This window comes from Stenotrophomonas sp. GD04145 (genome assembly GCF_029835135.1).
GTDB classification, from domain to species: Bacteria; Pseudomonadota; Gammaproteobacteria; order Xanthomonadales; family Xanthomonadaceae; genus Stenotrophomonas; species Stenotrophomonas maltophilia_P.
The window spans coordinates 29,495-51,507 of the sequence record NZ_JAODZG010000018.1 but is presented as its reverse complement, the minus strand read 5'-3'; the positions used below and the strand labels follow the sequence as shown (position 1 = coordinate 51,507).

Genomic DNA, 22,013 nt, shown 5'->3' with positions numbered 1-22,013 from the left:
GCCATGACCCCGCACGCCGCCCCCGTCGCTTCGCCGTTTCCCGAACAGGCGCTGCCGCCATGGCGACGTGCCGTCCTGAAGGTGGGCAGCAGCCTGCTCGCTGCCGATGGAGGCGGCCTGTCACCGCGCCATGCGCTGGGCCTGGCCCAGTTCGTCTCGGCCAATGTGCTGGCCGGCCGCGAAGTGGTGATCGTCTCGTCCGGCGCGGTCGCCGCCGGCCGCGCGATCCTGCCGCGTGCCGATGCGCCGGGCGCTGCGATGGCCGCGCGGCAAGCACTGGCTGCGCTTGGCCAGGCGCAGCTGATCGGCCTGTGGCAGCGCTTCTTCGAGCGCCCGGTCGCGCAGGTGCTGCTGACCCACGACGACCTGCGCAACCGCCGCCGCTACCTCAACGCCCGCGCCACCCTCACCGAACTGCTGCGGCTGGGTGCGCTGCCGGTGGTGAACGAGAACGACACCGTCTCGGTGGATGAACTCAAGCTCGGCGACAACGACAACCTGGCCGCGACCGTGGCGGCGCTGGTCGATGCTGACGCATTGTTCATCGCCACCGACATCGATGGCCTGTACAGCGCCGATCCGCGCACCGTGGCCGATGCACGGCCGCTGCACGATGTGCCGGAACTGGGCCCGGACGTGCTGGCGATGGCCGGCGGCGCCGGCTCGCGCGCGGGCACCGGGGGCATGCGTACCAAGCTGGAGGCCGCAGCCAAGGCCGGCCGGCTGGGTATCGAAACCTATCTGTTCAACGGCCGCAGCGGCGAGGTGGTGCGCGCGCTGGCGCAGGATCGCCTGTTCGGCACCCGGATCCATGCCGCACGCAGCCGTGAAGCGGCGCGCAAGCACTGGCTGCGCCATGCCCCCCTGGCCGATGGCGCGATCGTGATCGACGCGGGCGCGGCGCAGGCGATGCGTGAGAAGGGCGCCTCGCTGCTGCCCGGTGGCATCACCGGTGCCGACGGTGATTTCCGCCGGGGCGACATGGTGCAGGTGTGCTGGAACACCGCCGAAGGGCGGGTCTGCGTTGCCCGTGGTGTCAGCCAGTACGCGGCTGACGACGTGCGCCGCATCGCTGGCCGCCATTCGCGCGACATCCAGGCCGTACTGGGCTACAACTATGGGGGCAGCGTCGTCCATCGTGACGATCTGGTGCTGCCATGACCGGACCGCAGGACACCTCGATGAGTGACATCCAAGCACAGGCACGCGCCTGCCGTGACGCGGCCCAGGCGGTTGCAGGCCTCGACAGCGAAGCGCGGCGCGCGCTGCTGCAGGCCATGGCACAGGCACTGGAAGTGAATGCCGGCCAGATCCTGGCCGGCAATGCGCGCGACCTGGCCGCCGCGCGCGACAAGGGCGTCGGCAGTGCCATGCTGGACCGGCTGGCACTGGACCCGCCGCGTCTGCTGGCGATGGCCGACGCGGTGCGTGAGGTTGCCGCGTTGCCCGATCCAGTCGGGCAGGTGACCCGCGACGACGTCCGCCCCAATGGCATCCGCGTGCAGAAAGTGCGGGTGCCGCTGGGCGTGATCGCGATGATCTACGAGGCGCGCCCGAACGTGACCGCCGAAGCGGCCGCACTGTGCCTGAAGGCAGGCAACGGCGTGATCCTGCGTGGTGGCTCCGAGGCGATCCATTCCAATACCGCCATTGCCCAGGCATTGGCCGGTGCGTTGCAGGCCAACGGTGTTCCCCCCGCAGCGGTGACTGTACTGACCGACCTGCGGCGTGAGGCGATGCTGGAGCTGCTGCAGCTGCACGAGCTGATCGACCTGGCGATTCCGCGGGGCGGCGAAGGCCTGATCCGCTTTGTCGCCGAACACGCGCGCGTACCGGTGATCAAGCACTACAAGGGCGTCTGCCATCTGTTCGTGGATGCCAGCGCCGATCTCGACCAGGCCATCGGCCTGCTGGTCGATGGCAAGTGCAGCCGGCCGGCCGCATGCAATTCACTGGAGACGCTGCTGGTGCATCGGCGCGTGGCGGCGGAGTTCCTGCCGCGCGTGGCGCAGTCGCTTGGCGAACGGGGCGTACAACTGCGCGCGGATGCCCACGCGCGTCCGTTGCTGCCGGGCAGCACCGAGGCGACCGACGAGGACTACGCAGCCGAATTCCTCGATCTGGTGTTGGCCGTGCGCGTGGTCGATGATCTCGATGGGGCAATCGCGCATATCCGCCGCTACACCTCCGATCACACCGAAGTGATCGCGACCACCGATGCCGTCAATGCCGAGCGGTTCGTCAATGCGCTGCGCTCGGCGGTGGTGATGGTCAACGCGTCCTCGCGCTTTTCGGACGGCGGCCAGCTTGGGCTGGGCAGCGAGATCGGCATCTCCACCACGCGCCTGCATGCCTATGGCCCGATGGGCCTGGAGGCGCTCACGGTCGAGCGCTTCGTGGTCCGCGGCGAGGGTCAGACGCGGGTCTGACCCCGGCAGCCGCCGGGGCTGGCCGGCGGCGATCCGATTTACCAGAGGTCTTCCAGCTTTCGCGGCTTGCAGGCCACCCACGATGCGCACAGCATCAGCGTGGCGCAGCCGAACAGGAAGCCGAACGGCAGCGTCCAGCCGTTGCTGACGGTATGCAGCCAACCGACCAGGAACGGACCCAGGCAGCTGAAGCTGTAACCCACGCCCTGCATGAAGCCGGACAGCGCGGCGGAACCGGTCGGGGTACGCGTGCGCAGGTTGATCAGGGTCAGCGCCAGCGGGAAGGTCGAGGGGCCCACGCCGAGCAGGCAGGCCCACAGCAGCGGCGCCTTCATGGGGGCCAGCAGCAGGCCGGCAAAGGCGATCACGAATGACGAATAGCCGATCAGGACCAGCGGGAACGGATTCTGCAGGCGCACCGCCATCGACGGAATGACCAGCGACGGCAACAGGCCCAGCGCCGAGAACACCGCCACCATCACCCCACCGAACGCAGGTGTGGCGCCGGCTTCGACCACGATGCGCGGCAGCCAGGTGAACATCGAATAGGTCATCAACGATGTCATGCCGAACATCAGCGTCATGCTCCAGCCCAACGAGGTGCGCCAGACCTTGCCGTGAGGCTGCGCGGTGGGATCGGCAGCGTCGGCCTGCGGCTTCGGCGCGCGCCTGGCCAGTACCAGCCACGGCAGCGCGGCGGCCAATGCCAGCAATGCCCACATGCCCAGCGATACGCGCCAGCCGGCCGCGCTGGCCACCGGCACCGCCAGCAGTGCCGGCAGCATGGTGCCCAGCTGCAGCACGCTGATGTAGAGCGTGCTCATGGTGCCGACCTTGTTGGCGAAGTAGCGCTTCACCAGCGGCGGCACCACCACGTTGCCGATGCCCATTCCAGCCAGCGCGACGACCGCGCCCAGCAGCAGGGTGCCGACGTTGCCGGCGCTGGAGCGCAGCAGCAGGCCTGCCGTGGCCAGGATCATCGCCAGCAGGGTGGTGCGCTCCAGGCCCAGGCGCCGGGCCACAGCCGGCGTGGCCACGCCGAACAGCGCGAACGAGGCGGTCGGCAGCATGCCCAGTACGCCGGTCATGGTGGTGCCGAATCCGAACTGCTGGCCCAGTACGTCCAGCAGCGGGGTGATCGAGGTGACGGCAGTGCGCAGGTTGACCGCCGCCAGCAGGATGGCGGCGAATGCCAGAACGCGGCCGTGCAGCAGCGACGGCGATTCGGGTGAGGAGGAGCTCATGGTGGTCCTTGCAGGTGTCGCACGCCGCCACAGTGGCGTGCAGCGCCGGCATCGGTCTACGCCGACGCGGCGGGTGGGGGAGTGGACATCATTGTACGTGGCTGGCGGGCGGGGCGAGGTCCCGTCGACGCAATCTGTCGCTATCGGCACTTTCCGGCACGCTGCGGCGCGCCTCTCCGGCGTCGCGTCCGGCGGGTCGCTGGACCGCAGACACAAAAAAACCCGGAGGACGATGGCGTCTTCCAGGCTTCTTGGTGACCACCGGAGTGGTCGGGGAGACAGGATTCGAACCTGCGACCTCTACGTCCCGAACGTAGCGCTCTACCAGACTGAGCTACACCCCGAAGGGAGCCGCCTATTCTAGCCATTCACCCCGATGGCGGCAAGGGGTGAACGCCGTTTCCTTCACGCTGCCGGGGCAGCGGCTCTTCAGGGAACAAAAAAGCCTGGACGACTTCACCAGGCTTCAATGCGACCACCGAAGTGGTCGGGGAGACAGGATTCGAACCTGCGACCTCTACGTCCCGAACGTAGCGCTCTACCAGACTGAGCTACACCCCGAAGGAGCCGCCTAAGATACCGTGTGAAGGCCTGGGCGGCAAGGTTTTTTTACATTTCAGCGACGATTCTCGGTGTCGATGCGGTTCTGTTCGCGGGCTTCGAACCACATGCCATTGAGGATGGCGACCGTCGAGGCGAGGCCGGCGCCGAGGATCCAGGCGAAATACCACATGTTCGGTTCTCCTTGGGAGGCTGGGGATCAGTAGGCGTTGGGGTTGCTGCCCATTTCATCGCTGGTGGTCTTGCCCTTGAGCACGCGGTACACCCAGGTGGTGTAAGCAAGGATGATCGGCAGGAACACCACCGTGGCCAGCAGCATGATCCACAGGGTCAGATGGCTGGACGAGGCATCCCACACGGTCAGGCTGGAGTTGGGCTGGCTGGAGGACGGCAGCAGGAACGGGAAGATCGCAAAGCCGACGGTTAGGATGATGCCGGCGATGGCCGCGCCGGAGGCGATGAAGGCCAGGCCGCCGCGACGGGCACGCAGCAGCACCGCGCTGGCGAGCAGGCCCAGCAGGCCGACCAGCGGCGCCAGCAGGGTCGCCGGCATGGTGCTGTAGTTGCGCATCCAGCCGCCGGCCGCGCCGAGCTCGGCGCTCTTCAGCAGCGGGTTGGTGGCACCGTCGGTGATCACCTGCGAGGTGATCTGGTAGCCCGGCAGGCCGAAGGCCACCCAGGCGCCCCCCACCGCAAACAGTGCGAAGGCGATCAGCGCGGCAATGCTGCCAAAGCGCGCCGAGCGTTCAGCCACCGGGCCGTCGGTCTTGATCACCAGCATCGCCGCACCGTGGGCCACCAGCATGGAAACGCTGAGCAGGCCGGCCAGCAGCGCGAACGGCATCAGCAGCCCGAAGAACGAGCCGGTGTAGAAGATGCGCATGCTGTCATCGAAGTGGAACGGCACGCCCAGCAGGACGTTGCCCACCGCCACGCCCATGATCAGCGCAGGGATGAAGCCGCCGATGAACAGCGCCCAGTCCCAGGTGTTGCGCCAGCGCTCGCCCGGCATCTTGCTGCGGAACTTGAAGCCGACCGGGCGCAGGATCAGGGCAAACAGGATGACGAACATCGCCAGGTAGAAGCCTGAGAAGCTGACCGCGTACAGCGGCGGCCAGGCGGCGAAGATCGCACCGCCACCCAGGATCAGCCACACCTGGTTGCCTTCCCATACCGGGCCGATGGTGTTGATCACCAGCCGGCGCTCGGCGTCGGTGCGGGCCACGAAAGGCAGCAGCGTGCCCACTCCCAGGTCGAAACCATCCATCACCGCGAAGCCGATCAGCAGGATGCCGAGCAGCAGCCACCAGATCACGCGCAGCGTGGTGTAGTCCAGAAGAATGAAATCCATCTTGGTTTTCTCCTGCCTCAGGCCTGGCCGGCGGCCGGCGCTGCGGCATTGTGGGAAGCATGCGGGCGGGGCGACTGCAGCGACGGCAGCACCTCGTCCGGACCCTTGCGGATCGCCTTGAGCATCAGCTTGATCTCGACCACGATCAGTGCGGTGTAGATCGCGGTGAAGCCGGCCAGGGTCAGCACGATCTGGTGCAGGGCCAGGCCCGATGCCGCGTAGAACGTCGGCAGCACGCCATCAACCGCCCAGGGCTGACGGCCGTACTCGGCCACGAACCAGCCGCATTCGATCGCGATCCACGGTGCCGGCAGCGTCCACAGGGCCAGCGTGAGGAACCAACGCTTGTCCTGGAAGTTGTTGCGGCACGAGTAGTAGAAGGCCAATGCGAAGAAGGCGATCAGATAGAAGCCCAGGCCCGCCATCACGCGGAAGGTCCAGAACAGCGGCATCACGCGCGGCACGGTATCCATTGCCGCCTGCGAGATCTGTTCGGGAGTGGCGTTGAGGATGTCCTCGCGGTAGCGCTTGAGCAGCAGCCCATGGCCCAGATCCTGCCAGTGGCGGTCGAACATCTCACGGGCTTCGACGTCGTTCTTGTTGGCGCGCAGGCGCTCCAGCGCACCGTAGGCGAGCTGGCCGCCGCGTACGCGGTGCTCGGCGCGCTCCACCAGTTCCAGGATGCCCGGGATCGGTTGGTCCAGCGAACGGGTGGCGATCAGGCCCATCAGGTATGGGATCTTCACCGCATAGTCGTTCTGGTGCGTCTGCTGGTTGGGAATGCCGAAGGCGGTGAAGTCCGCCGGGGCACGCTCGGTCTCCCACATCGCCTCGATCGCGGCCAGCTTCATCTTCTGGTGCTCGCTGGCGGCGTAGCCACTCTCATCGCCCAGTACCACCACCGACAGCGATGACAGCAGGCCGAACGCCGCGGCCACCGCGAACGAACGGCGGGCCAGGTCCTTGTGCTTGTTGCGCAGCAGGAACAGGGCGCTGATCGACATCACGAACACCGCGCCGGTCACGTAGCCGGCGCTGACGGTATGCACGAACTTGGCCTGCGCCACCGGGTTGAACACCACAGCCATGAAATCGACCACTTCCATGCGCATGGTTTCCGGGTTGAACACCGCGCCGGTGGGGTTCTGCATCCAGCCGTTGGCGATCAGGATCCACACCGCCGACAGGTTGGTGCCTAGCGCCATCAGCCAGGTGACCGTCAGGTGCTTGACCTTGCTCAGGCGGTTCCAGCCGAAGAAGAACAGGCCGACGAAGGTGGCTTCCAGGAAGAAGGCCATCAGCCCTTCGATCGCCAGCGGCGCACCGAAGATGTCACCCACATAATGGCTGTAGTACGACCAGTTCATGCCGAACTGGAATTCCATGACGATGCCGGTGGCCACGCCCATGGCGAAGTTGATGCCGAACAGCACGCCCCAGAACAGGGTCATCCGGCGCCAGATCTCCTTGCCGGTCATCACGTACACACTCTCCATGATGGCGACCATGAACGACAGGCCCAGGGTGAGTGGTACGAATAGGAAGTGGTACATCGCGGTCAGCGCGAATTGCAGCCGCGACAGTTCTACGACTGTCTGATCAATCATGGCCTGGCTACCTCGTTGGATAGTGCCGTTGCAGGTGGCGGGAAGGGTGGTCTACGACGTGAATGATGTGGCCGACTACTTCAGACAGCCTTGATCCAGATCAATGTATGAACAGGTGCGCGAAGAGATCGTATGCGGGCCCTGTGAAAACTGCGACCCCTGGCCGCAGGGGGAGGCTGTTGCCTGTGCCTACAATGCCATCCATCCTCCACTCCCTGTGAAGACCCTTTGAGCGCTGCCGAACCGACCGTCCTTTCGCCGGAAGCCGAGACGAACCGGCAGCGGCGTGCCCGCACCGCGTGGCTGGCCGACCTTGCGCGGGGGGCACGGGGCCGCCAGCGCCTGGCGGCCGTATGCATCAGCCTGTCCGGCGCGCTGCTGATCGGCCAGGCCGCCGCCATCGCCTGGCTGGTGCAGCAGGTGCTGGTGGAGCAGGCGCCGCTGTCCTCGGGCCTGCCGGTGCTGGCCGCACTGGCGCTGATCCTGTTGCTGCGCACGGCATTGGGCAGCGCGACCCAGGCTGCCGCCGGCGATGTTGCCGACACTGCCCGCCTGGCCCTGCGCGAGCGCGTGTTCGCGCGCCTGCTCGGCCACGGGCCGCTGTGGCTGCGGCAGCGCCGCACCGGCGAGCTGGGCGAGCTGCTGCTGCATCACGGTGATGCGATCGAGAATTATTACAGCGGTTTCCTGCCGGTGCGCACTGAAGTGGTGGTGGTGCCCGTGCTGATCCTGGCCGCGGTGGCCTGGGTGGATTGGGTGGTGGCGCTGATCCTGCTGTTCACGGCGCCGCTGGTGCCGTTCTTCATGATGCTGGTGGGGTGGGGCGCCGAAGCGGCAGGTCGCGCGCAGCTGGGTGAGCTGGCGCGCATGAGCGGCCATTTCGCCGACCGTATCAAGGGCCTGGGCCTGCTGCGCGTGTACGGACGGGGCGAGGCTGAGCTGGCGGGCATAGAAGCCGCTGCCGAGGGCGTGCGGCTGCGCACGATGAAAGTGCTGCGGATCGCGTTCCTGTCGTCCACGGTGCTGGAGTTCTTCGCTTCCGTCAGCGTGGCGATGGTCGCGCTGTACCTGGGCTTGAGCTATCTGGGCATGATGTCGCTGCATGCGGCCGTGCCGACGTTGGGCGCAGGCCTGTTCTGCCTGCTGCTGGCACCGGAATTCTACGCGCCGCTGCGACGGCTGGCCGCGCATTATCACGATCGTGCCAACGCGCTGGCCGCGGCAGCCGAAGTGGAGCGCCTGCTGCAGTCGTTGCCGGATGAGCAGGGACTGATCGAGAACGAGGTCGTGCCGCTGGCAGTGGAGCCGGCCGAGGCCGCACTGCCGCCGCTGCAGGCGCAGGGCCTGGTGCTGCGCCCGCTGGGCGCGTCACAGGATGTGCTGCAGGGCGTGGATGTGTTGCTGGAGCCAGGCCAGCGGCTGGCACTGGTGGGTGCCAGCGGCAGCGGCAAGAGCACGCTGCTGGAGGCACTGGCCGGCTGGCTGCCGCCGCGCGAGGGCAGGCTGATGCTGCGCCCCGGCGTGCAGGTGGCCTATGCCAGCCAGCGCCCCTATCTGTTCCACGGCAGCATCGCCGATAACCTGCGGCTGGCCGATCCTGGCGCCAGTGATGCACGATTGCGCGCGGTGGCCGAGGCAGCGCAGGTGCTCACGTTCGCGCAGGGGCTGCCGCAGGGGCTGGACACGATCATCGGTGAACGCGGCTTCGGCCTGTCCGGAGGCGAGGCACGACGCATCGGCCTGGCCCGCCTGCTGCTGCGCGACCCGCAGGTGCTGTTGCTGGATGAGCCGACCGCCTTCCTCGATGCAGATACCGAAGCAGCACTGCTGCGCAGTCTTGCCGCCTACGCGCGTGGCCGCAGCGTGGTGGTTGCCACCCACAGCCCGGCCGTGATCGCCTGGGCTGATCGCTGCCTGCTGCTGCCGGAAGGCCGTCTGGTCGAGCCGGCGCAGGCGGTGCACGCATGAGCCGCTCGCCCGATACGCTGCGTGCGGTGTTCCTGCAGCAGCGGCCGCGTCTGCTGCTGACCATGCTGCTGCTGTGGACCACGATGCTGGCAGGCACCGCCCTGCTTGGCCTGTCCGGTGGCTTCCTCACCGCAGCGGCGCTGGCCGGTGCCGCCGGTCTCGGCCAGGGCTTCAACTTCTTTTCGCCTTCGGCCGGCATCCGTGGCCTGACCATGGCACGCATCGTTTCCCGTTATTTCGAGAAGCTGGTTGGCCACGATGCCACGTTGCGCATCGCCCGTGACCTGCGGGTGTGGTTCTTCCGGCGCGCCCTGCCGCTGGCGCCCGCGCGGCTGGGGGCCACCCGCACCGGCGAGCTGCTCGCGCGCCTGCTCGGTGATATCGGTGAAGTGGACGGCCTGCTGGTCCGCGCGCTGGGCCCGCTGGTCGCGCTGGGTGCCCTGTCGATGGTGGCCGTGCTGTCGGCGGCGATGATCCTGCCGTCCGCAGCGGTGCTGCTGGCGGTGCTGGCCGCGCTGATTGCCTTCGGTGTGCCGTGGCTGGGCGTGCGTGGCCGCGATGGCGAGGAAGCGGATCGCGCCGCGCATCGAGCCGCGCTGCGCACTGCCGCGTTTGAAGGACTGGAAGGCGCGGGTGATCTGGCGACGCTGCATGCCGATGCGGCGTGGCAGCTGAAGGTGCGGGTGGCCGCCAAGCAGTTGGCCGCGCGTGATCGCCGTCGCCGCTGGCGCCTGATCGCCGCGTCGACACTGCACGGCAGCGTGGCCGGGCTCGGCCTGGTGGCCATGCTGGCACTGGCCCTGCATGCGGCCGAGCAGCAGCGCATCGCGGCTGAAATGGCAGCCGGACTGGTGTTCCTGACGGTGGCGCTGATCGAGCTGTGGGCGGGGATGGGCCTGGCATGGCAGTCGTTGCAGTCCGGTCGCATCTCGGCCGATCGCCTGCAGTCCATCGTCGAGCAGCCGCCGGCCGTGGACGAACCGCTGGCACCGCAGCCGGTTCCGGTGCACGCACGCGTGCACTGGGATGACGTCCACTTCCAGTGGCCGGGGGCGGTACGCCCGGTGCTGCGCGGGCTGCAGCTGACGTTGGCGCCCGGCGAGCGCATCGCGATCCGTGGCGACAGTGGCTGCGGCAAGACCACGTTGTCCAGCCTGCTGCTGCGCCTGTGGGATCCGCAGCAGGGCCGGCTGACCTATGGCGGGCGGGACCTGCGTGATTTCGCCCAGGCCGATTGGCATCGGCAGCTGGCCTGGCTGCCGCAGAACGCCCCGGTGTTCGCCGGCAGCGTGGCGGAGAACCTGCGCCTGGGGGATCCTGATGCCGACGATGCTGCACTGTGGGCGGTGTTGCACAGGGTGCGGCTGGGCGAGTGGGCCGAGCGCAATGGTGGCCTGCTGGCCTGGGTTGGCGAGAACGGTGCGACGATGTCCGCGGGTCAGGCGCGACGCCTGGCGCTGGCCCGCGCGCTGTTGCGCAACGCGCCGATCCTGTTGCTGGACGAACCGACCGAAGGCCTGGACGTGGACACGGCCCATGCGCTGCTGCAGGATCTGGCCGGCCTGCTGGACGGTCGCAGCCTGTTGATGATCACCCATGACGACCTGCCCGATGGCGTGGTCGACGCGCAGTACCGGTTGCGCGATGGCGTGCTGATCCGCGAGGTGTGAGCGGCGCGCCTCATCAGGAAAATTCGAGCAGCATCACGGCGATCGAGGCCACATTGGCCAGCACGCACAACCCGAACACCCACTGGAATGCGGCTTTGCGATGCTTGTGGCGGAACGTCGCCTGGCCCAGCAATGCGCCAGGCCAGCCGCCGGCGAAGGCCAGCAGCTGGAGTGTCCGTTCCGGAATGCGCCGGTGGTTGCGTTGTGCGGCGCGCTTGTCATGGCCATACAGGCCAAACGACACGGCACTGGCCAGCAGGCACCAGCCGCCCAGCCACAGGGGCAGAACGCCGCTGATCGTCAGTGCGATCAGCGCGCCGAAGGCGGCCAGCGCGAGATGACGCCGCCATCCCACTAGAGCGTGTCGAGGAAGCTGCGAACAGCCGGGCCGAACCGATCGAAATCGACCAGGAAGGCATCATGGCCCTGCGGCGAGTCCAGTCCGATGAAGCGTGCATCGGCGCCGCCGGCGCGCAGGCCGTCGGCCACCTGCTGCTGCTGCTGCACCGGGAACAGGATGTCGGTGTTGGCACCGATGGCCAGCGCCTTGTCCACACGGATTCTGGCCAGTCCAGCCATGACATCGCCATCGGCATACTCGGCCAGGTCGAACCAGTCCATCGAGCGGCTCAGGTACAGATAGCAGTTCGGATCGAAGAAGCGCACGAAGCGGCGCGCGTGGCCTTCGAGATAACTTTCGACCTGGAACTCCAGGCCGAACGGATCGTCGTCGGCCTGGTCCGAATCCAGGCGCACGCGACCGAAGCGGCCGTCCCATTCCAGCGCCGAGCGGTAGGTGATCACCCCCAGCTTGCGCGCCATGCGCATGCCGGATTCAGGGTACTGGGTGTCGTCGTAGCGGCCACTGTTCCAGCGTGGATCGAGACGGATCGCTTCCCGCTGCAGCGATCGGATGGCGATGGAGAACGGCAGAGCCTGCGCACTGCCGGAAATGTTGATGTGGCTGCGCGCGATTCCCGGATGCAGCATCAGCACCGCCAGCGCGGTCATGCCGCCCATCGAGTTGCCGATCACGCAGGCCAGCCGTTCGATACCCAGCGCACGCACCACCTCGACGGCGGCGCGTGCGCCGTCTTCGATCGACAGTTCGGGAAAGTCGAGTCGGTACGGTTCGCCGGTCGCCGGATTGATCGATGCCGGTCCTGTCGAGCCCTTGCAGCTGCCCAGCGAGTTCACGCAGACCACGAACCAGCGGTCGGTATCGATCGGCTTGCCCGGCCCGAGCATCGCCTCCCACCAGCCCGGTGCGGGATTGCCTGCGTTGCCGGCGGCATGTGCGTCCGGCGACAGGCCGGTGACGATCAGGATCGCGTTGCCCCCATCGGCAGCCAGCGTGCCCCAGGTCTCGTAGGCCACGCGCGCACCGTGCAGGGCGCCGCCGCGCTTGAACGGGAAGGGCGAAGGCAGGGCATGGAAGCGGGTGCCGGGCGGAATGAATTCGGTCATGCGGGCATTCTAGCGGGGCCACATGTGGAGCTGGCGACACGCTGGTTTCCATCAGCGGGCGAATGTCGCACGCCAACCCTCTGTCGGGCAGGGCCCGGCGCTACCGATGGCAAGCGCACAGGTAGCGCCGGGCCGTGCCCGGCGAGCGCAGCGGTGCGGTGCTACGGAAACCGCAGTTCCACCACGTCCTCATGCGGCAGGGTCACCTTTACCGGCAGGCTCTGCAGGTCACCGTCGCCGCGATTGGCACTGCCACTGCGCGAGATCCGCGCCAGCACTTCCACCTCGCGATGCGCTGACAGGGGGGCGGTGGGCATTGGACTGTCGCCGTCGCCAAGTCCGACCGTGCCGGGAAAACCAGCCAGAGGCAGCTTGCGCACCGCGACCGGCATCGGCGGGCCGCCGACCGCACGTGCCAGCACGAAGATCTGCGCGCCCGCGGGCCATTGCGCATGCTGCACGGAGGTGGGCAGCTGCACACGCACCTGCAGCAGTGCAGGCGAGGTCGCCGGGGCCGGATCATGCGCCTGTGCGGCCGCTTCGCGGGCAATGGCGATCTGTGCCTGCAGCGCCTGCGCGGCACCCGGTTCCAGGTGCGGCAGCAGGCCGCTCCAGACATCGGCGGCTTCGTTGTTGCGGCCGCGCTGGCGCAGGGCGATGCCGAGCAGCCAGCTGGCCCGTTCGGCTTCGGGCGCCAGCGTGCGCGCCCGCTGCAGCCACGATACAGCGGTGTCGTCGAACTGCTTTCCGGCATCGGCCTGGGCGCGCGCCTGCGCCGCTTCCACCAGCACGCCCGGGTCGTCCGGTGCCAGTGCCACCGCGCGTGCGAAGGCTTCGGCAGCCGCGGCGGCGTTGCCCAGTTCGCTCTGCGAGCGGCCGAGCAGGGCCCAGCCATCGGCACGTTGTGGATCGCGCTGCAGCGCGCCCTGCAGGGCCTGCACGCCCTCGCGCAGGGTCGCCACCGATGGCGCCGGCTGCACCCGTGCCGCCTGCGGGTACCCCACCAGCTGGTACAGGCAGGCGCCGGCGATGCCCACGGCAGCCACGGCGACGACGAAGCCGGTGCGGCCTTGCCGCCGCAGCGGCCACAACACCAGCAGCGCAGTGAGCGCAGCGCTGGCGGCAGCCGCGAAAAGCAGCCAATCGTTCACCAGTCCTCTCCCACGTCGGCCGATGTCGGCGGTGCGGCGGCCACGGTGCGGGCACGACGGCGGACGATGCCCACCACCACCAGCGCGCCGGCGCCCAGTACCAGCAGCGGACCACCCCACAGCAACCAGGTGCCCGGCTGCAGTGGGGGCTGGTAAAGCACGAAGTCGCCATAGCGGGCGACGAGGAAGCGCTTGATCTGCGTATCGTCATGGCCCTGCTGCATCAGCTGCAGTACCTCCCGGCGCAGGTCCTGGGCGATCTGGGCGTTGGAATCGGCCAGCGACTGGTTCTGGCACTGCACGCAGCGCAGCTGCGCGGCGAGGTCGTGGAAACGACGCTCCTCCGCTGCATCACGGAACTGCAGCGGCTTTGGGTCATGCAGTGGTTGCTGCGCCAGGCCGGGCAACGACCCGGCCAGCAGCAGTACCAGCAGCCCGCGCAGGCCGCTACGGAGCAACGCGCTGCGAACCGGCCGCATCGTTCTGAGCCTTCTCGATCTTCTCCAGCGCCGGGATCAGCTTCTCGTCGACCACCTTCTGCGTCATCGCTCCGCTGTACTTCCAGCGCACGATGCCGCTGCCGTCGACGAGGAAGGTCTCCGGCGCGGCCGTTACGCCCCAGTCGATCGCGGTACGGCCTTCGATGTCGCTGAGCACGACCATGAACGGATTGCCCAGCTGTTCCAGCCAGTGCAGGGCATCGGTGGGGTCGTCTTTCCAGTTGTAGCCGATCACGCGCACGCGCTTGCTCTCGGCGAAACGGGTCAGTACCGGGTGTTCCTCGCGGCAGGCCGCGCACCAGCTGCCCCAGACGTTCAGCAGATAGGGCGCACCGCGCAGTTCTTCGCTGCGCACGATCATCTGCGGATCGTGCAGCACCGGCAGCGCGAAGGCGGGGGCGGGCTTGTCGATGAGGGCCGAAGGCAGCACGTCGCGCTGCGGGTCGCCCGACTTCATCACGCCGTAGATCATCAACCCGAGCAGGCCGAAGAAGAACAGCACGCCGATAACGATGGCGACCGGCGGCAGCGGGCGGGAGGGGCGCGGGGCGGGGGACTCGGACATGGAAACTCCTACGGACGACGGAAGCGGCGGTCAGCGGCGGTGATGAATCCACCCAGGGCCATCAGCAGCGCGCCCAGCCAGATCCAGCGCACGAACGGTTTGATGTGGACGCGGACCGCCCATGCATTGTTGCCCAGCGGCTCACCCAATGCCACGTAGACATCACCGCCGATGCGCGCATCGATGCCGGCCTCGGTCATCACCTGGCCACCGCTGGCGTACTGCCGCTTCTCCGGATGCAGCAGGGCCAGTTCGCGGCCGTCGCGGAACACCCGCAGATGACCGCGGTCGGCAATGAAGTTGGGGCCCTCGCGGTGATCCACGCCTTCGAAGCGCACTTCGTGACCGCCGACCACGATCTGCTGGCCCGGTGCCAGCGCCACTTCGCGCTGCACGTTCAGCGCTTCCACCAGCAACGCGCCCGCCAGAAACACGGCGACGCCGGCATGGGCAACGATCATGCCGAGCATTTCGGCAGTAAAGCGGCCATTGCCACGCAACCGCTGCCAGACGAAGCGGGCGGTGCCCAGCGCGACCCAGGCCGCCGCGGCGACGCCGATGCCGGCTTTCCATCCGTTCTGCGGCGCCTGCCACCAGGCCAGCGCACCGAGCAGTACCGCCAGGCCGAACCAGGGGGCGAGCAGGGCCATCGTGTGCGAAGGCTGGTCGCGCTGCCATTTCACCAGCGGGCCGAAGGGCAGCAGCAGCACCAACGGCGCCATCAACAGCAGGAACAGGCTGCCGAAGTAGGGTGGGCCGACCGAAATCTTTCCCAGCGCCAGCGCATCGGCCAGCAGCGGGTACAGCGTGCCGAGCAGGACCATCGCGCAGGCGGTGGCCAGCAGCAGGTTGTTGGCCAGCAGCAGCGTTTCGCGCGAGGTTGCGGTGAAGCCGCGGCGGGCATCATCGGCGTCGATGCTCAGCTGGCCCGCGCGCAGCGTGTACAGCAGCAGGCTTCCACCCACCAGCAGTGACAGGAACACGAGGATGAACAGGCCCCGCGAAGGATCGGCGGCGAACGAGTGCACGCTGGTCAGCACGCCGGAGCGCACCAGGAACGTGCCCAGCAGCGACAGCGCGAATGCGGCGATCGCCAGCAGCAGGGTCCAGCTGCCGAAGGTGCCGCGCTTCTCGGTGACCGCTTGGGAGTGGATCAGTGCGGCGCCGACCAGCCACGGCATGAAGCTGGCGTTCTCGACCGGATCCCAGAACCACCAGCCGCCCCAGCCCAGTTCGTAGTAGGCCCACCAGCTGCCCAGGGCGATGCCCAGGGTCAGGAAGGCCCAGGCGACATTGGTCCATGGCCGCGTCCAGCGCAGCCAGCGCGCGTCCACGCGTCCCTCCAGCAGCGCGGCCACGGCGAAGGCGAACGGCACCGCGAAACCCACGTAGCCCAGGTACAGCATCGGCGGGTGGATGATCAGTCCCGGATCCTGCAGCAGCGGATTGAGGTCACGGCCCTCCAGCGGGGCCGGGTTCAAGCGCAGGAACGGGTTGGAGGTGAAGATCAGGAAGGCGAGGAAGCCCACGCTGACGATGCCCATCACCGCCAGCACGCGCGCCTGCACGTGCCGGGGCAGGTGCCGTGAGAACAGCGCGACCGCTCCAGTCCACAGCGCCAGCACCAGCGCCCACATCAGCAGCGAGCCTTCGTGCGCGCCCCACACCGCCGAGTAGCGGTAGATGAGTGGCAGCAGCGAGTTGGAGTTCTCGGCCACGTAGCGCACCGAGAAGTCCTGCTGCACGAAGGTGGCGGTCAGCACCGCGAATGCACCGGCCACCAGCAGCAGCTGCGCGTAAGCGGCCGGCCGTGCCACCGCCATCCACGCCGCGTTGCCGCGATGGGCACCGGCCAGCGGCAGGCCGGCCAGCAGCAGCGACGCCAGCAGTGCGCACAGCAGCAGGATCTGACCCAGTTCGGGCAGCACTCAGCGGACCTCGGGTGCCGTCACCGGCACGTCGTGCTTGAGATGGGCCTGGCCCATCTTGTCGGCCACTTCCTTCGGCACGTACTGCTCGTCATGCTTGGCCAGCACTTCGTCGGCGATGAACACGGCATTCTGCAGCGCGCCCTCCTGCAGGCGGCCGCTGGCGACCACGGCCGTGCCTTCGGCGAACATGTCCGGCAGGATGCGCGAGGTCGTCACCGCCAGCTGGGCATCGCCATCGGTGACCAGGAAGTGGGCATCCAGCGAGCCGGGCGGGCGGTTGAAGGAACCCTTCACCACCATGCCACCGAGGCGGAACCGCGATTGCGGCTCGACGTCGCCACGCAGCACTTCGGAGGGCGTGTACAGGTAGGCAATGTTGCGCTCCAGTGCCATCGCCACCAGCGCGGTGGCCAGGCCGGAAGCGAGCAGGGCCAGCAGGACCCAGGCCAGGCGGCGGCGTTGGACCGGTGTCATCGTTCCAGCTCCGTGGACAGCGACGGTGGGACATCCTGGGCGCTGGCACGTGCCTGCTGCCGCTGCTGCCGGGCCTGTGCCATGCGCCGGGCGGCGCGCAGGCGCAGCCAGGAACCGAGCGCGTCGGCGCAGAGCACCAGCACGAACACCGCGTACGCACCGATCACGTAGGGCAGGTGGCTCATTGCGGGTTCTCCGCAGCAGCCTGCGCGGCGTCGATGCGGCCACCGACCCAGGCCTTGCCGGCCTCGCGGTCGAGATTGTCGGCACGCGCCTTGGCCAGCACTGAACCGGCGAACCAGAACTTGGTGCCGATCACCATCCACCACAGGGGGGCGATCATCGCACTGTCGATGGCCGATTCACCGAACACGTTGATCGACTGGCGCTGGTGCAACCCACCCCACCAGTCCACGGAATAGCGGATCACCGGCAGCAGGCTGACGCCGACGATGGCCAGCAGGCCGGCCGCACGGGCGGCACTGCGGCGGTCCTCGATGGCGTGGTACAGGCCGATCACGCCCAGATACAGGAACAGCAGCACCAGTTCGCTGGTCATGCGCGGGTCCCAGTCCCACCAGGTCCCCCACGTGCCCTTGCCCCAGATGCTGCCGGTGAGCAGGGTGATCAGCGTGAACCCCGCGCCCATCGGCGCGCACGCCATGGCCAGGATCTCGCAGACCTTGATCCGCCAGATCAGGGCAATGGCGGCGTACAGCGCCATCAGCGCGAATACGAACAGGCTCATCCAGGCGCTGGGCACATGGATGTAGAGGATGCGGAAACTGTCCAGCTGCCGGGCTTCCGGCGGCACCACCAGCAATGCCTGCCAGATTCCGACAAGCAGGACCGGCACGGCCGCGAGGTAGAACACCCGCGACCAGCGGGCGGCGAAACGATCGAACGTGGGCGGAGAACCGAGTTGGTGGAACCAGCGGACAATCGGATTCATGCGTGACGGCTATCCAGCAGGGGTGGATTGGCTCTCAGCTCGATCAACTCAGAGAAATACGAATCGCAGCGGCAGTCGCCAGCGGTGCCAGCACCAGTGCCACCAGCAGGCCGGCACCCAGCATCAGCAGCGCGCCGACCGGATCCTGTCCACGGCTGGCTGCAGCCAGGCTGCCTGCACCGAAGACCAGCACCGGCACGTACAACGGCAACGACAGCAACGCCACGAGAATACCAGAGCGCCGGATGCCCACGGTCAGTGCAGCGACCACACCACCGATCAGGCTCAGCAACGGTGTTCCCAGCAGCAACGATGCCAGCAACATCGGCAGCTGGTCATGCGGCAGATGCAGCATTTCCGCCAGCAGCGGGCTCAGTACGATCAGTGGCAGGGCCGTGGTGGCCCAGTGCAGCAGCACCCGCACCAGCACCAGCCACGCCAGTGGCACCGGTGCCAGCAGCCATTGCTCCAGCGAGCCATCCTCCGCGTCGGAGCGGAACAGCGAATCCAGCGCAAGCTGCCCGGCCAGCAGCACCGCCAGCCACAGCACCGCACCAGCGGTCGCCGCCAGCGGCTGTGGATCGCGTCCCTGTGCCAGTGCGAACAGCACCACCACCAGCAGGGCGAACAGCAGCGGCTGCAACGCATCGCCGCGGCGGCGCCAGAGCAGGCGCAGGTCACGCCTGACCAGGGCGCGCGCGGTCTGCCACAGGCCCGGTTCGGTACCCGGGGCGATCATGCGGCACCGCCGAGGTCGAGCTGGCGGGTACGCACCGGTGGTGCGGCGTAGGCCCCATGGGTGGTGACCAGGGCGGCGCCACCTGCACGCAGGTGTGCCGAAATCATCCGGTTGACCAGGGTGATGCCCTCCAGGTCGAGGTTGGCGTAGGGCTCGTCGAGCAGCCACAGCGGGGCGGGCGAGAGCCAGATGCGGGCCAGCGCCAGCCGCCGCTTCTGTCCGGCCGACAGGTGCCGCACCAGGGTGTCCTCATACCCGGCCAGGCCGACGATGGCCAGCGCATTGCCCGGCATCTGCCGCGCGCGGCGCCCGTGCAGGCCGCACAGGAAGTGCAGGTTCTCCAGCGTGTCCAGGTCCGGCTTCAGCGCGGGAAGATGGCTGAGATAGGCGACGTAGCGCGCCCGTTCGGCGTTGCTGGCGGGCCTGCCGTCGATCCGCACCTGGCCGGCGCCGGGTCGCGCAAGGCCGGCGAGCACGCGCAGCAGGGTGGTCTTGCCGGCACCGTTGCCGCCCTGCACGAGCAGCGCCTCGCCAGCATCCACGTGGAAGTCCAGCGGGCCGAACACGGGCGCGTCATTGCGCGAGAAGCTCAGGCCGCTGGCGGCCAGCAATGCAGGGGTGTCCAAGGGGCAGGGATCTTCATGCCGGAGTGCGGCGGCAATTGTAGCGATGAAATCCGCCCGGTAGCGCCGGGCCACGCCCGGCGAGCGTCAAGCGCGGTATCCCGCTGAAAGGGCATGTGCAAACAGCCGCCCGGCATGACCCGTCACGACCGGCCCGCGCCGCAGGCCGGGTCCGGATTTCGTACACTTCCAGCCCTTGTTCCCATTAGCCCAGGCCGATGCAACCCACCACCAAGCTGCCCAAGGTCGGTACCACCATCTTCACCGTCATGTCCCAGCTCGCTGCCGAGCACGGTGCAGTCAATCTGGGCCAGGGGTTTCCGGATTTTTCCGCGCCGCAGCGCCTGATCGACGAAACCGCCAGGGCGATGGCGGCCGGCCTGAACCAGTATCCGCCGATGACCGGTGTGGCGCCGCTGCGCCAGGCCATCGCGCAGAAGTCACTGGACCTGTATGGCGCCCAGGTCGACCCGGACACCGAAATCACCGTCACCAGCGGCGCGACCGAGGCCATCTTCAACGCCATCCACGCCGTGGTGCGTGCCGGCGAGGAGGTGATCGTGCTGGACCCCGCATATGACTGCTACGAGCCGGCCATCGAGCTGGCCGGCGCAACCGCCGTGCACGTGCCGCTGGACCCGCAGACGTTCGCCGTGGACTGGGACCGCGTGCGTGCGGCCATCACGCCGCGCACCCGCATGCTGATGGTCAACACCCCGCACAACCCCTCCGGTGCGATGCTGGACGAGGCCGACATTCAGGCGCTGGCCGACGTGCTGCGTGGCACGCAGATCTACCTGATTTCCGATGAGGTGTACGAGCACATCATCTACGATGGCCGCCGCCACGAATCGGTGCTGCGCTACCCGGAACTGCGCGAGCGGACCTTCGTCATCTCCAGCTTCGGCAAGACCTACCACTGCACCGGCTGGAAGATCGGTTATGCGGTGGCGCCGCCGCTGCTGACCGCGGAATTCCGCAAGGTGCACCAGTACAACACCTTCACCAGCTTCGGCCCGGCCCAGTATGGCTTTGCCGCGATGATCCGCGACGAACCGGAGCACCACCTGGAACTGGGCGCGTTCTACCAGGCCAAGCGTGACCGCTTCCGCGAGCAGCTGGCCGGTACGCGGCTGAAGCCGCTGCCTGTGCCGGGCGGCTACTTCCAGCTGGTCGATTACTCGGCCATCAGCGATCTGCCCGACCATGAGTTCGTGAAGTGGCTGACCATCGAGAAGGGCGTCACCGCCATCCCGCTGTCGCCGTTCTACGAAACCGCACCGACCGGCCAGCGCCTGGTACGGCTGTGCTTCGCCAAGAACGAGGCGACCCTGGACGCGGCGATCGAACGCCTGCGCCTGCTGTGAGCGGAGGGACGACCATGCAGGATCTGCGCATTTCCCTCGTCCAGGGCGACACCCGCTGGCACGACCCGGCCGGCAACCGCACCTACTATGGCGCGCTGCTGGCGCCGCTCGCCGGCACCACAGATCTAGTGATCCTGCCCGAGACCTTCACCAGTGGCTTCTCCAACGAGGCCATCGCCCAGGCTGAAGGCATGGATGGCCCCACCGTGGCGTGGGTGCGCGAACAGGCCCGGGCCTTGAACGCGGCGGTGGTCGGCAGCGTGCAGCTGCGCGACGGCGCGGGCGTGTACAACCGGCTGCTGTTCGCGACCCCCGACGGTGGACTGCAGTACTACGACAAGCGCCACCTGTTCCGCTATGGCGGCGAGCACGAGCGCTATGCCGCCGGCCGCGACCGGCTCTGCGTGGAATGGAAGGGCTGGCGCATCAATCCGCAGGTCTGCTACGACCTGCGGTTCCCGGTGTTCTGCCGCAACCGCTACAACGTGGAACGGCCGGAACAGCTGGATTTCGATCTGCAGATCTTCGTTGCCAACTGGCCCTCGGCGCGTGCCTACGCGTGGAAGACACTGCTGCGCGCACGCGCCATCGAGAACCTGTGCTTCGTCGCTGCGGTCAACCGTGTCGGCGTGGACGGCAACCAGCTGCACTATGCCGGCGACAGCGCCGTGCTGGATTTTCTCGGCCAGCCGCAGGTGGAGATCCGCGAGCGCGAGCAGGTGGTGACCACCACCATTTCGGCCGACGCGCTGGCGCTGCACCGTGCGCGCTTCCCGGCGATGCTCGATGCCGACGCCTTCCATCTGGACGTGCAGGCCTGAGCGAAGGGCTGAACGCTGCCCGCATCACCGCGCGCGCCTGCATTCACCCTGCACGCGCGCGCTGCTAGATTCGCCGGCAGTCCGAACGCTGTGGAAGTCCTGCCGATGAACAAGTCCCTTGCCCTGCTGCTGGCGCTGGCCGCCACCTCCCTGGCTCCGGCCGCGCATGCCGGTGGCAACCTCGACTGCCACCTGCGCTACAACCTGTCCGGCTGGTCGCTGATCTACAAGACGGCCTCGGGCACCGGCACCGTCAGCTGCAGCAACGGTGCCAGTCTGCCGGTGCGCATCCAGATGAAGGGCGGTGGCCTGACCGTTGGCAAATCGAAGATCACCGACGGGCGCGGCAGCTTCACCGGCGCCGTCAGCGTGGATGAACTGCTCGGTACCTACGCGTCGGTGGGGGCTCATGCCGGTGCGGTGAAATCCAGCAATGCGCAGGTGATGACCAAGGGCGACATCTCGCTGGCGCTGTCCGGTACCGGCAAGGGCTGGGACCTGGGTGTGGACGGCACGGCTTTCACCATCAGCCGGCGTTGACCGGTTCCCGTCGCGGCGGCACCCGATAACGAAAAACCCCGGCCAATGCCGGG

The 22,013-nt window shown here is 68.1% G+C and carries 22 protein-coding genes and 2 tRNA genes; 7 read left to right on the top strand and 17 right to left on the bottom strand.

The genetic code is table 11. The annotated features are described in order from the left end of the window. Positions 1-3 precede the first annotated feature (3 nt). Together proB and N7367_RS11165 are read left to right on the top strand one after the other, a co-directional pair. Positions 4-1,161, top strand: a complete 1,158-nt coding sequence (gene proB / locus N7367_RS11170; protein ID WP_053519697.1) for a glutamate 5-kinase — start codon at positions 4-6, stop codon at positions 1,159-1,161. Further along, on the top strand, positions 1,158-2,429 hold the full coding sequence (locus N7367_RS11165; protein WP_279942397.1) for a glutamate-5-semialdehyde dehydrogenase: 1,272 nt from the start codon (positions 1,158-1,160) through the stop codon (positions 2,427-2,429). The genes proB and N7367_RS11165 overlap by 4 nt, the downstream gene beginning before the upstream one ends. Positions 2,430-2,467: 38 nt before the next feature. On the opposite strand, the gene N7367_RS11160 is transcribed toward N7367_RS11165, so the two are convergent. The 6 genes from N7367_RS11160 to N7367_RS11135 all read right to left on the bottom strand — a co-directional run bounded on the left by N7367_RS11160 (position 2,468) and on the right by N7367_RS11135 (position 7,192). Continuing rightward, complete coding sequence (locus N7367_RS11160) at positions 2,468-3,673, bottom strand: MFS transporter (RefSeq protein WP_197600310.1); 1,206 nt, start codon at positions 3,671-3,673, stop codon at positions 2,468-2,470. Positions 3,674-3,940: 267 nt separating this feature from the next. After that, a tRNA-Pro gene (locus N7367_RS11155) sits at positions 3,941-4,017 on the bottom strand. Positions 4,018-4,157: 140 nt separating this feature from the next. Continuing rightward, positions 4,158-4,234, bottom strand: a tRNA-Pro gene (locus N7367_RS11150). A gap of 55 nt (positions 4,235-4,289) precedes the next feature. Next, positions 4,290-4,406: a cytochrome bd-I oxidase subunit CydX gene (gene cydX, locus N7367_RS11145; protein WP_053520342.1), complete on the bottom strand. Its 117-nt coding sequence runs from the start codon at positions 4,404-4,406 to the stop codon at positions 4,290-4,292. Positions 4,407-4,433: 27 nt separating this feature from the next. Beyond that, a complete protein-coding gene (gene cydB, locus N7367_RS11140; RefSeq protein ID WP_279942396.1) occupies positions 4,434-5,585 on the bottom strand; it encodes a cytochrome d ubiquinol oxidase subunit II in 1,152 nt (383 codons plus the stop codon). A gap of 17 nt (positions 5,586-5,602) precedes the next feature. Further along, entirely contained in the window at positions 5,603-7,192 is a 1,590-nt protein-coding gene (locus N7367_RS11135) for a cytochrome ubiquinol oxidase subunit I (protein WP_053520344.1), read from the bottom strand. 228 nt (positions 7,193-7,420) lie between these two features. Here N7367_RS11135 and cydD point away from each other — a divergent pair, with 228 nt between their 5' ends. Both cydD and cydC read left to right on the top strand, forming a co-directional pair. After that, positions 7,421-9,160 (top strand): thiol reductant ABC exporter subunit CydD, encoded by a 1,740-nt coding sequence (cydD, locus tag N7367_RS11130; protein WP_065181938.1) that lies wholly within the window; start codon positions 7,421-7,423, stop codon positions 9,158-9,160. Continuing rightward, positions 9,157-10,830, top strand: a complete 1,674-nt coding sequence (cydC, locus tag N7367_RS11125; RefSeq protein WP_279942395.1) for a thiol reductant ABC exporter subunit CydC — start codon at positions 9,157-9,159, stop codon at positions 10,828-10,830. The genes cydD and cydC overlap by 4 nt, the downstream gene beginning before the upstream one ends. A 13-nt stretch (positions 10,831-10,843) precedes the next feature. On the opposite strand, the gene N7367_RS11120 is transcribed toward cydC, so the two are convergent. The 11 genes from N7367_RS11120 to ccmA form a co-directional block, all read right to left on the bottom strand. Continuing rightward, positions 10,844-11,185 carry a DUF1294 domain-containing protein gene (locus N7367_RS11120; RefSeq protein ID WP_279942394.1) on the bottom strand — a complete coding sequence of 114 codons (342 nt, stop codon included), beginning with the start codon at positions 11,183-11,185 and terminating at the stop codon, positions 10,844-10,846. Next, positions 11,185-12,297, bottom strand: coding sequence for a homoserine O-acetyltransferase (locus N7367_RS11115; protein WP_111186426.1), 1,113 nt, complete (start codon positions 12,295-12,297; stop codon positions 11,185-11,187). Before N7367_RS11115 ends, N7367_RS11120 begins: the two co-directional genes overlap by 1 nt. Positions 12,298-12,458: 161 nt before the next feature. Then, positions 12,459-13,448 (bottom strand): tetratricopeptide repeat protein, encoded by a 990-nt coding sequence (locus N7367_RS11110; RefSeq protein WP_279942393.1) that lies wholly within the window; start codon positions 13,446-13,448, stop codon positions 12,459-12,461. Beyond that, positions 13,445-13,927 carry a cytochrome c-type biogenesis protein gene (locus N7367_RS11105; RefSeq protein WP_231107762.1) on the bottom strand — a complete coding sequence of 161 codons (483 nt, stop codon included), beginning with the start codon at positions 13,925-13,927 and terminating at the stop codon, positions 13,445-13,447. Before N7367_RS11105 ends, N7367_RS11110 begins: the two co-directional genes overlap by 4 nt. Beyond that, on the bottom strand, positions 13,896-14,513 hold the full coding sequence (locus N7367_RS11100; protein ID WP_053516864.1) for a DsbE family thiol:disulfide interchange protein: 618 nt from the start codon (positions 14,511-14,513) through the stop codon (positions 13,896-13,898). The genes N7367_RS11105 and N7367_RS11100 overlap by 32 nt, the downstream gene beginning before the upstream one ends. Positions 14,514-14,521: 8 nt before the next feature. Then, entirely contained in the window at positions 14,522-16,441 is a 1,920-nt protein-coding gene (locus N7367_RS11095; protein ID WP_279942392.1) for a heme lyase CcmF/NrfE family subunit, read from the bottom strand. Then, positions 16,442-16,918, bottom strand: coding sequence for a cytochrome c maturation protein CcmE (gene ccmE, locus N7367_RS11090; RefSeq protein WP_262218736.1), 477 nt, complete (start codon positions 16,916-16,918; stop codon positions 16,442-16,444). Beyond that, a complete protein-coding gene (gene ccmD, locus N7367_RS11085) occupies positions 16,915-17,103 on the bottom strand; it encodes a heme exporter protein CcmD (RefSeq protein ID WP_053516869.1) in 189 nt (62 codons plus the stop codon). Before ccmD ends, ccmE begins: the two co-directional genes overlap by 4 nt. Next, a complete protein-coding gene (gene ccmC, locus N7367_RS11080; protein ID WP_065181944.1) occupies positions 17,100-17,870 on the bottom strand; it encodes a heme ABC transporter permease CcmC in 771 nt (256 codons plus the stop codon). Before ccmC ends, ccmD begins: the two co-directional genes overlap by 4 nt. A 43-nt stretch (positions 17,871-17,913) precedes the next feature. Next, entirely contained in the window at positions 17,914-18,609 is a 696-nt protein-coding gene (gene ccmB, locus N7367_RS11075; RefSeq protein ID WP_053516872.1) for a heme exporter protein CcmB, read from the bottom strand. Then, positions 18,606-19,235 carry a heme ABC exporter ATP-binding protein CcmA gene (gene ccmA / locus N7367_RS11070; protein WP_053516874.1) on the bottom strand — a complete coding sequence of 210 codons (630 nt, stop codon included), beginning with the start codon at positions 19,233-19,235 and terminating at the stop codon, positions 18,606-18,608. The genes ccmB and ccmA overlap by 4 nt, the downstream gene beginning before the upstream one ends. A 215-nt stretch (positions 19,236-19,450) precedes the next feature. Between ccmA and N7367_RS11065 the strand changes: the two genes are divergently transcribed. The 3 genes from N7367_RS11065 (at position 19,451) to N7367_RS11055 (ending at position 21,960) form a co-directional block, all read left to right on the top strand. After that, entirely contained in the window at positions 19,451-20,599 is a 1,149-nt protein-coding gene (locus tag N7367_RS11065) for a pyridoxal phosphate-dependent aminotransferase (protein ID WP_279942390.1), read from the top strand. A 14-nt stretch (positions 20,600-20,613) separates the two neighbouring features. Beyond that, positions 20,614-21,420 (top strand): amidohydrolase, encoded by an 807-nt coding sequence (locus tag N7367_RS11060; RefSeq protein WP_111186421.1) that lies wholly within the window; start codon positions 20,614-20,616, stop codon positions 21,418-21,420. Between the two features lie 105 nt (positions 21,421-21,525). Further along, the gene (locus N7367_RS11055; protein WP_053516878.1) at positions 21,526-21,960 is read left to right on the top strand and encodes a hypothetical protein; all 435 of its coding nucleotides are present in this window, start codon (positions 21,526-21,528) and stop codon (positions 21,958-21,960) included. Positions 21,961-22,013 lie beyond the last annotated feature (53 nt).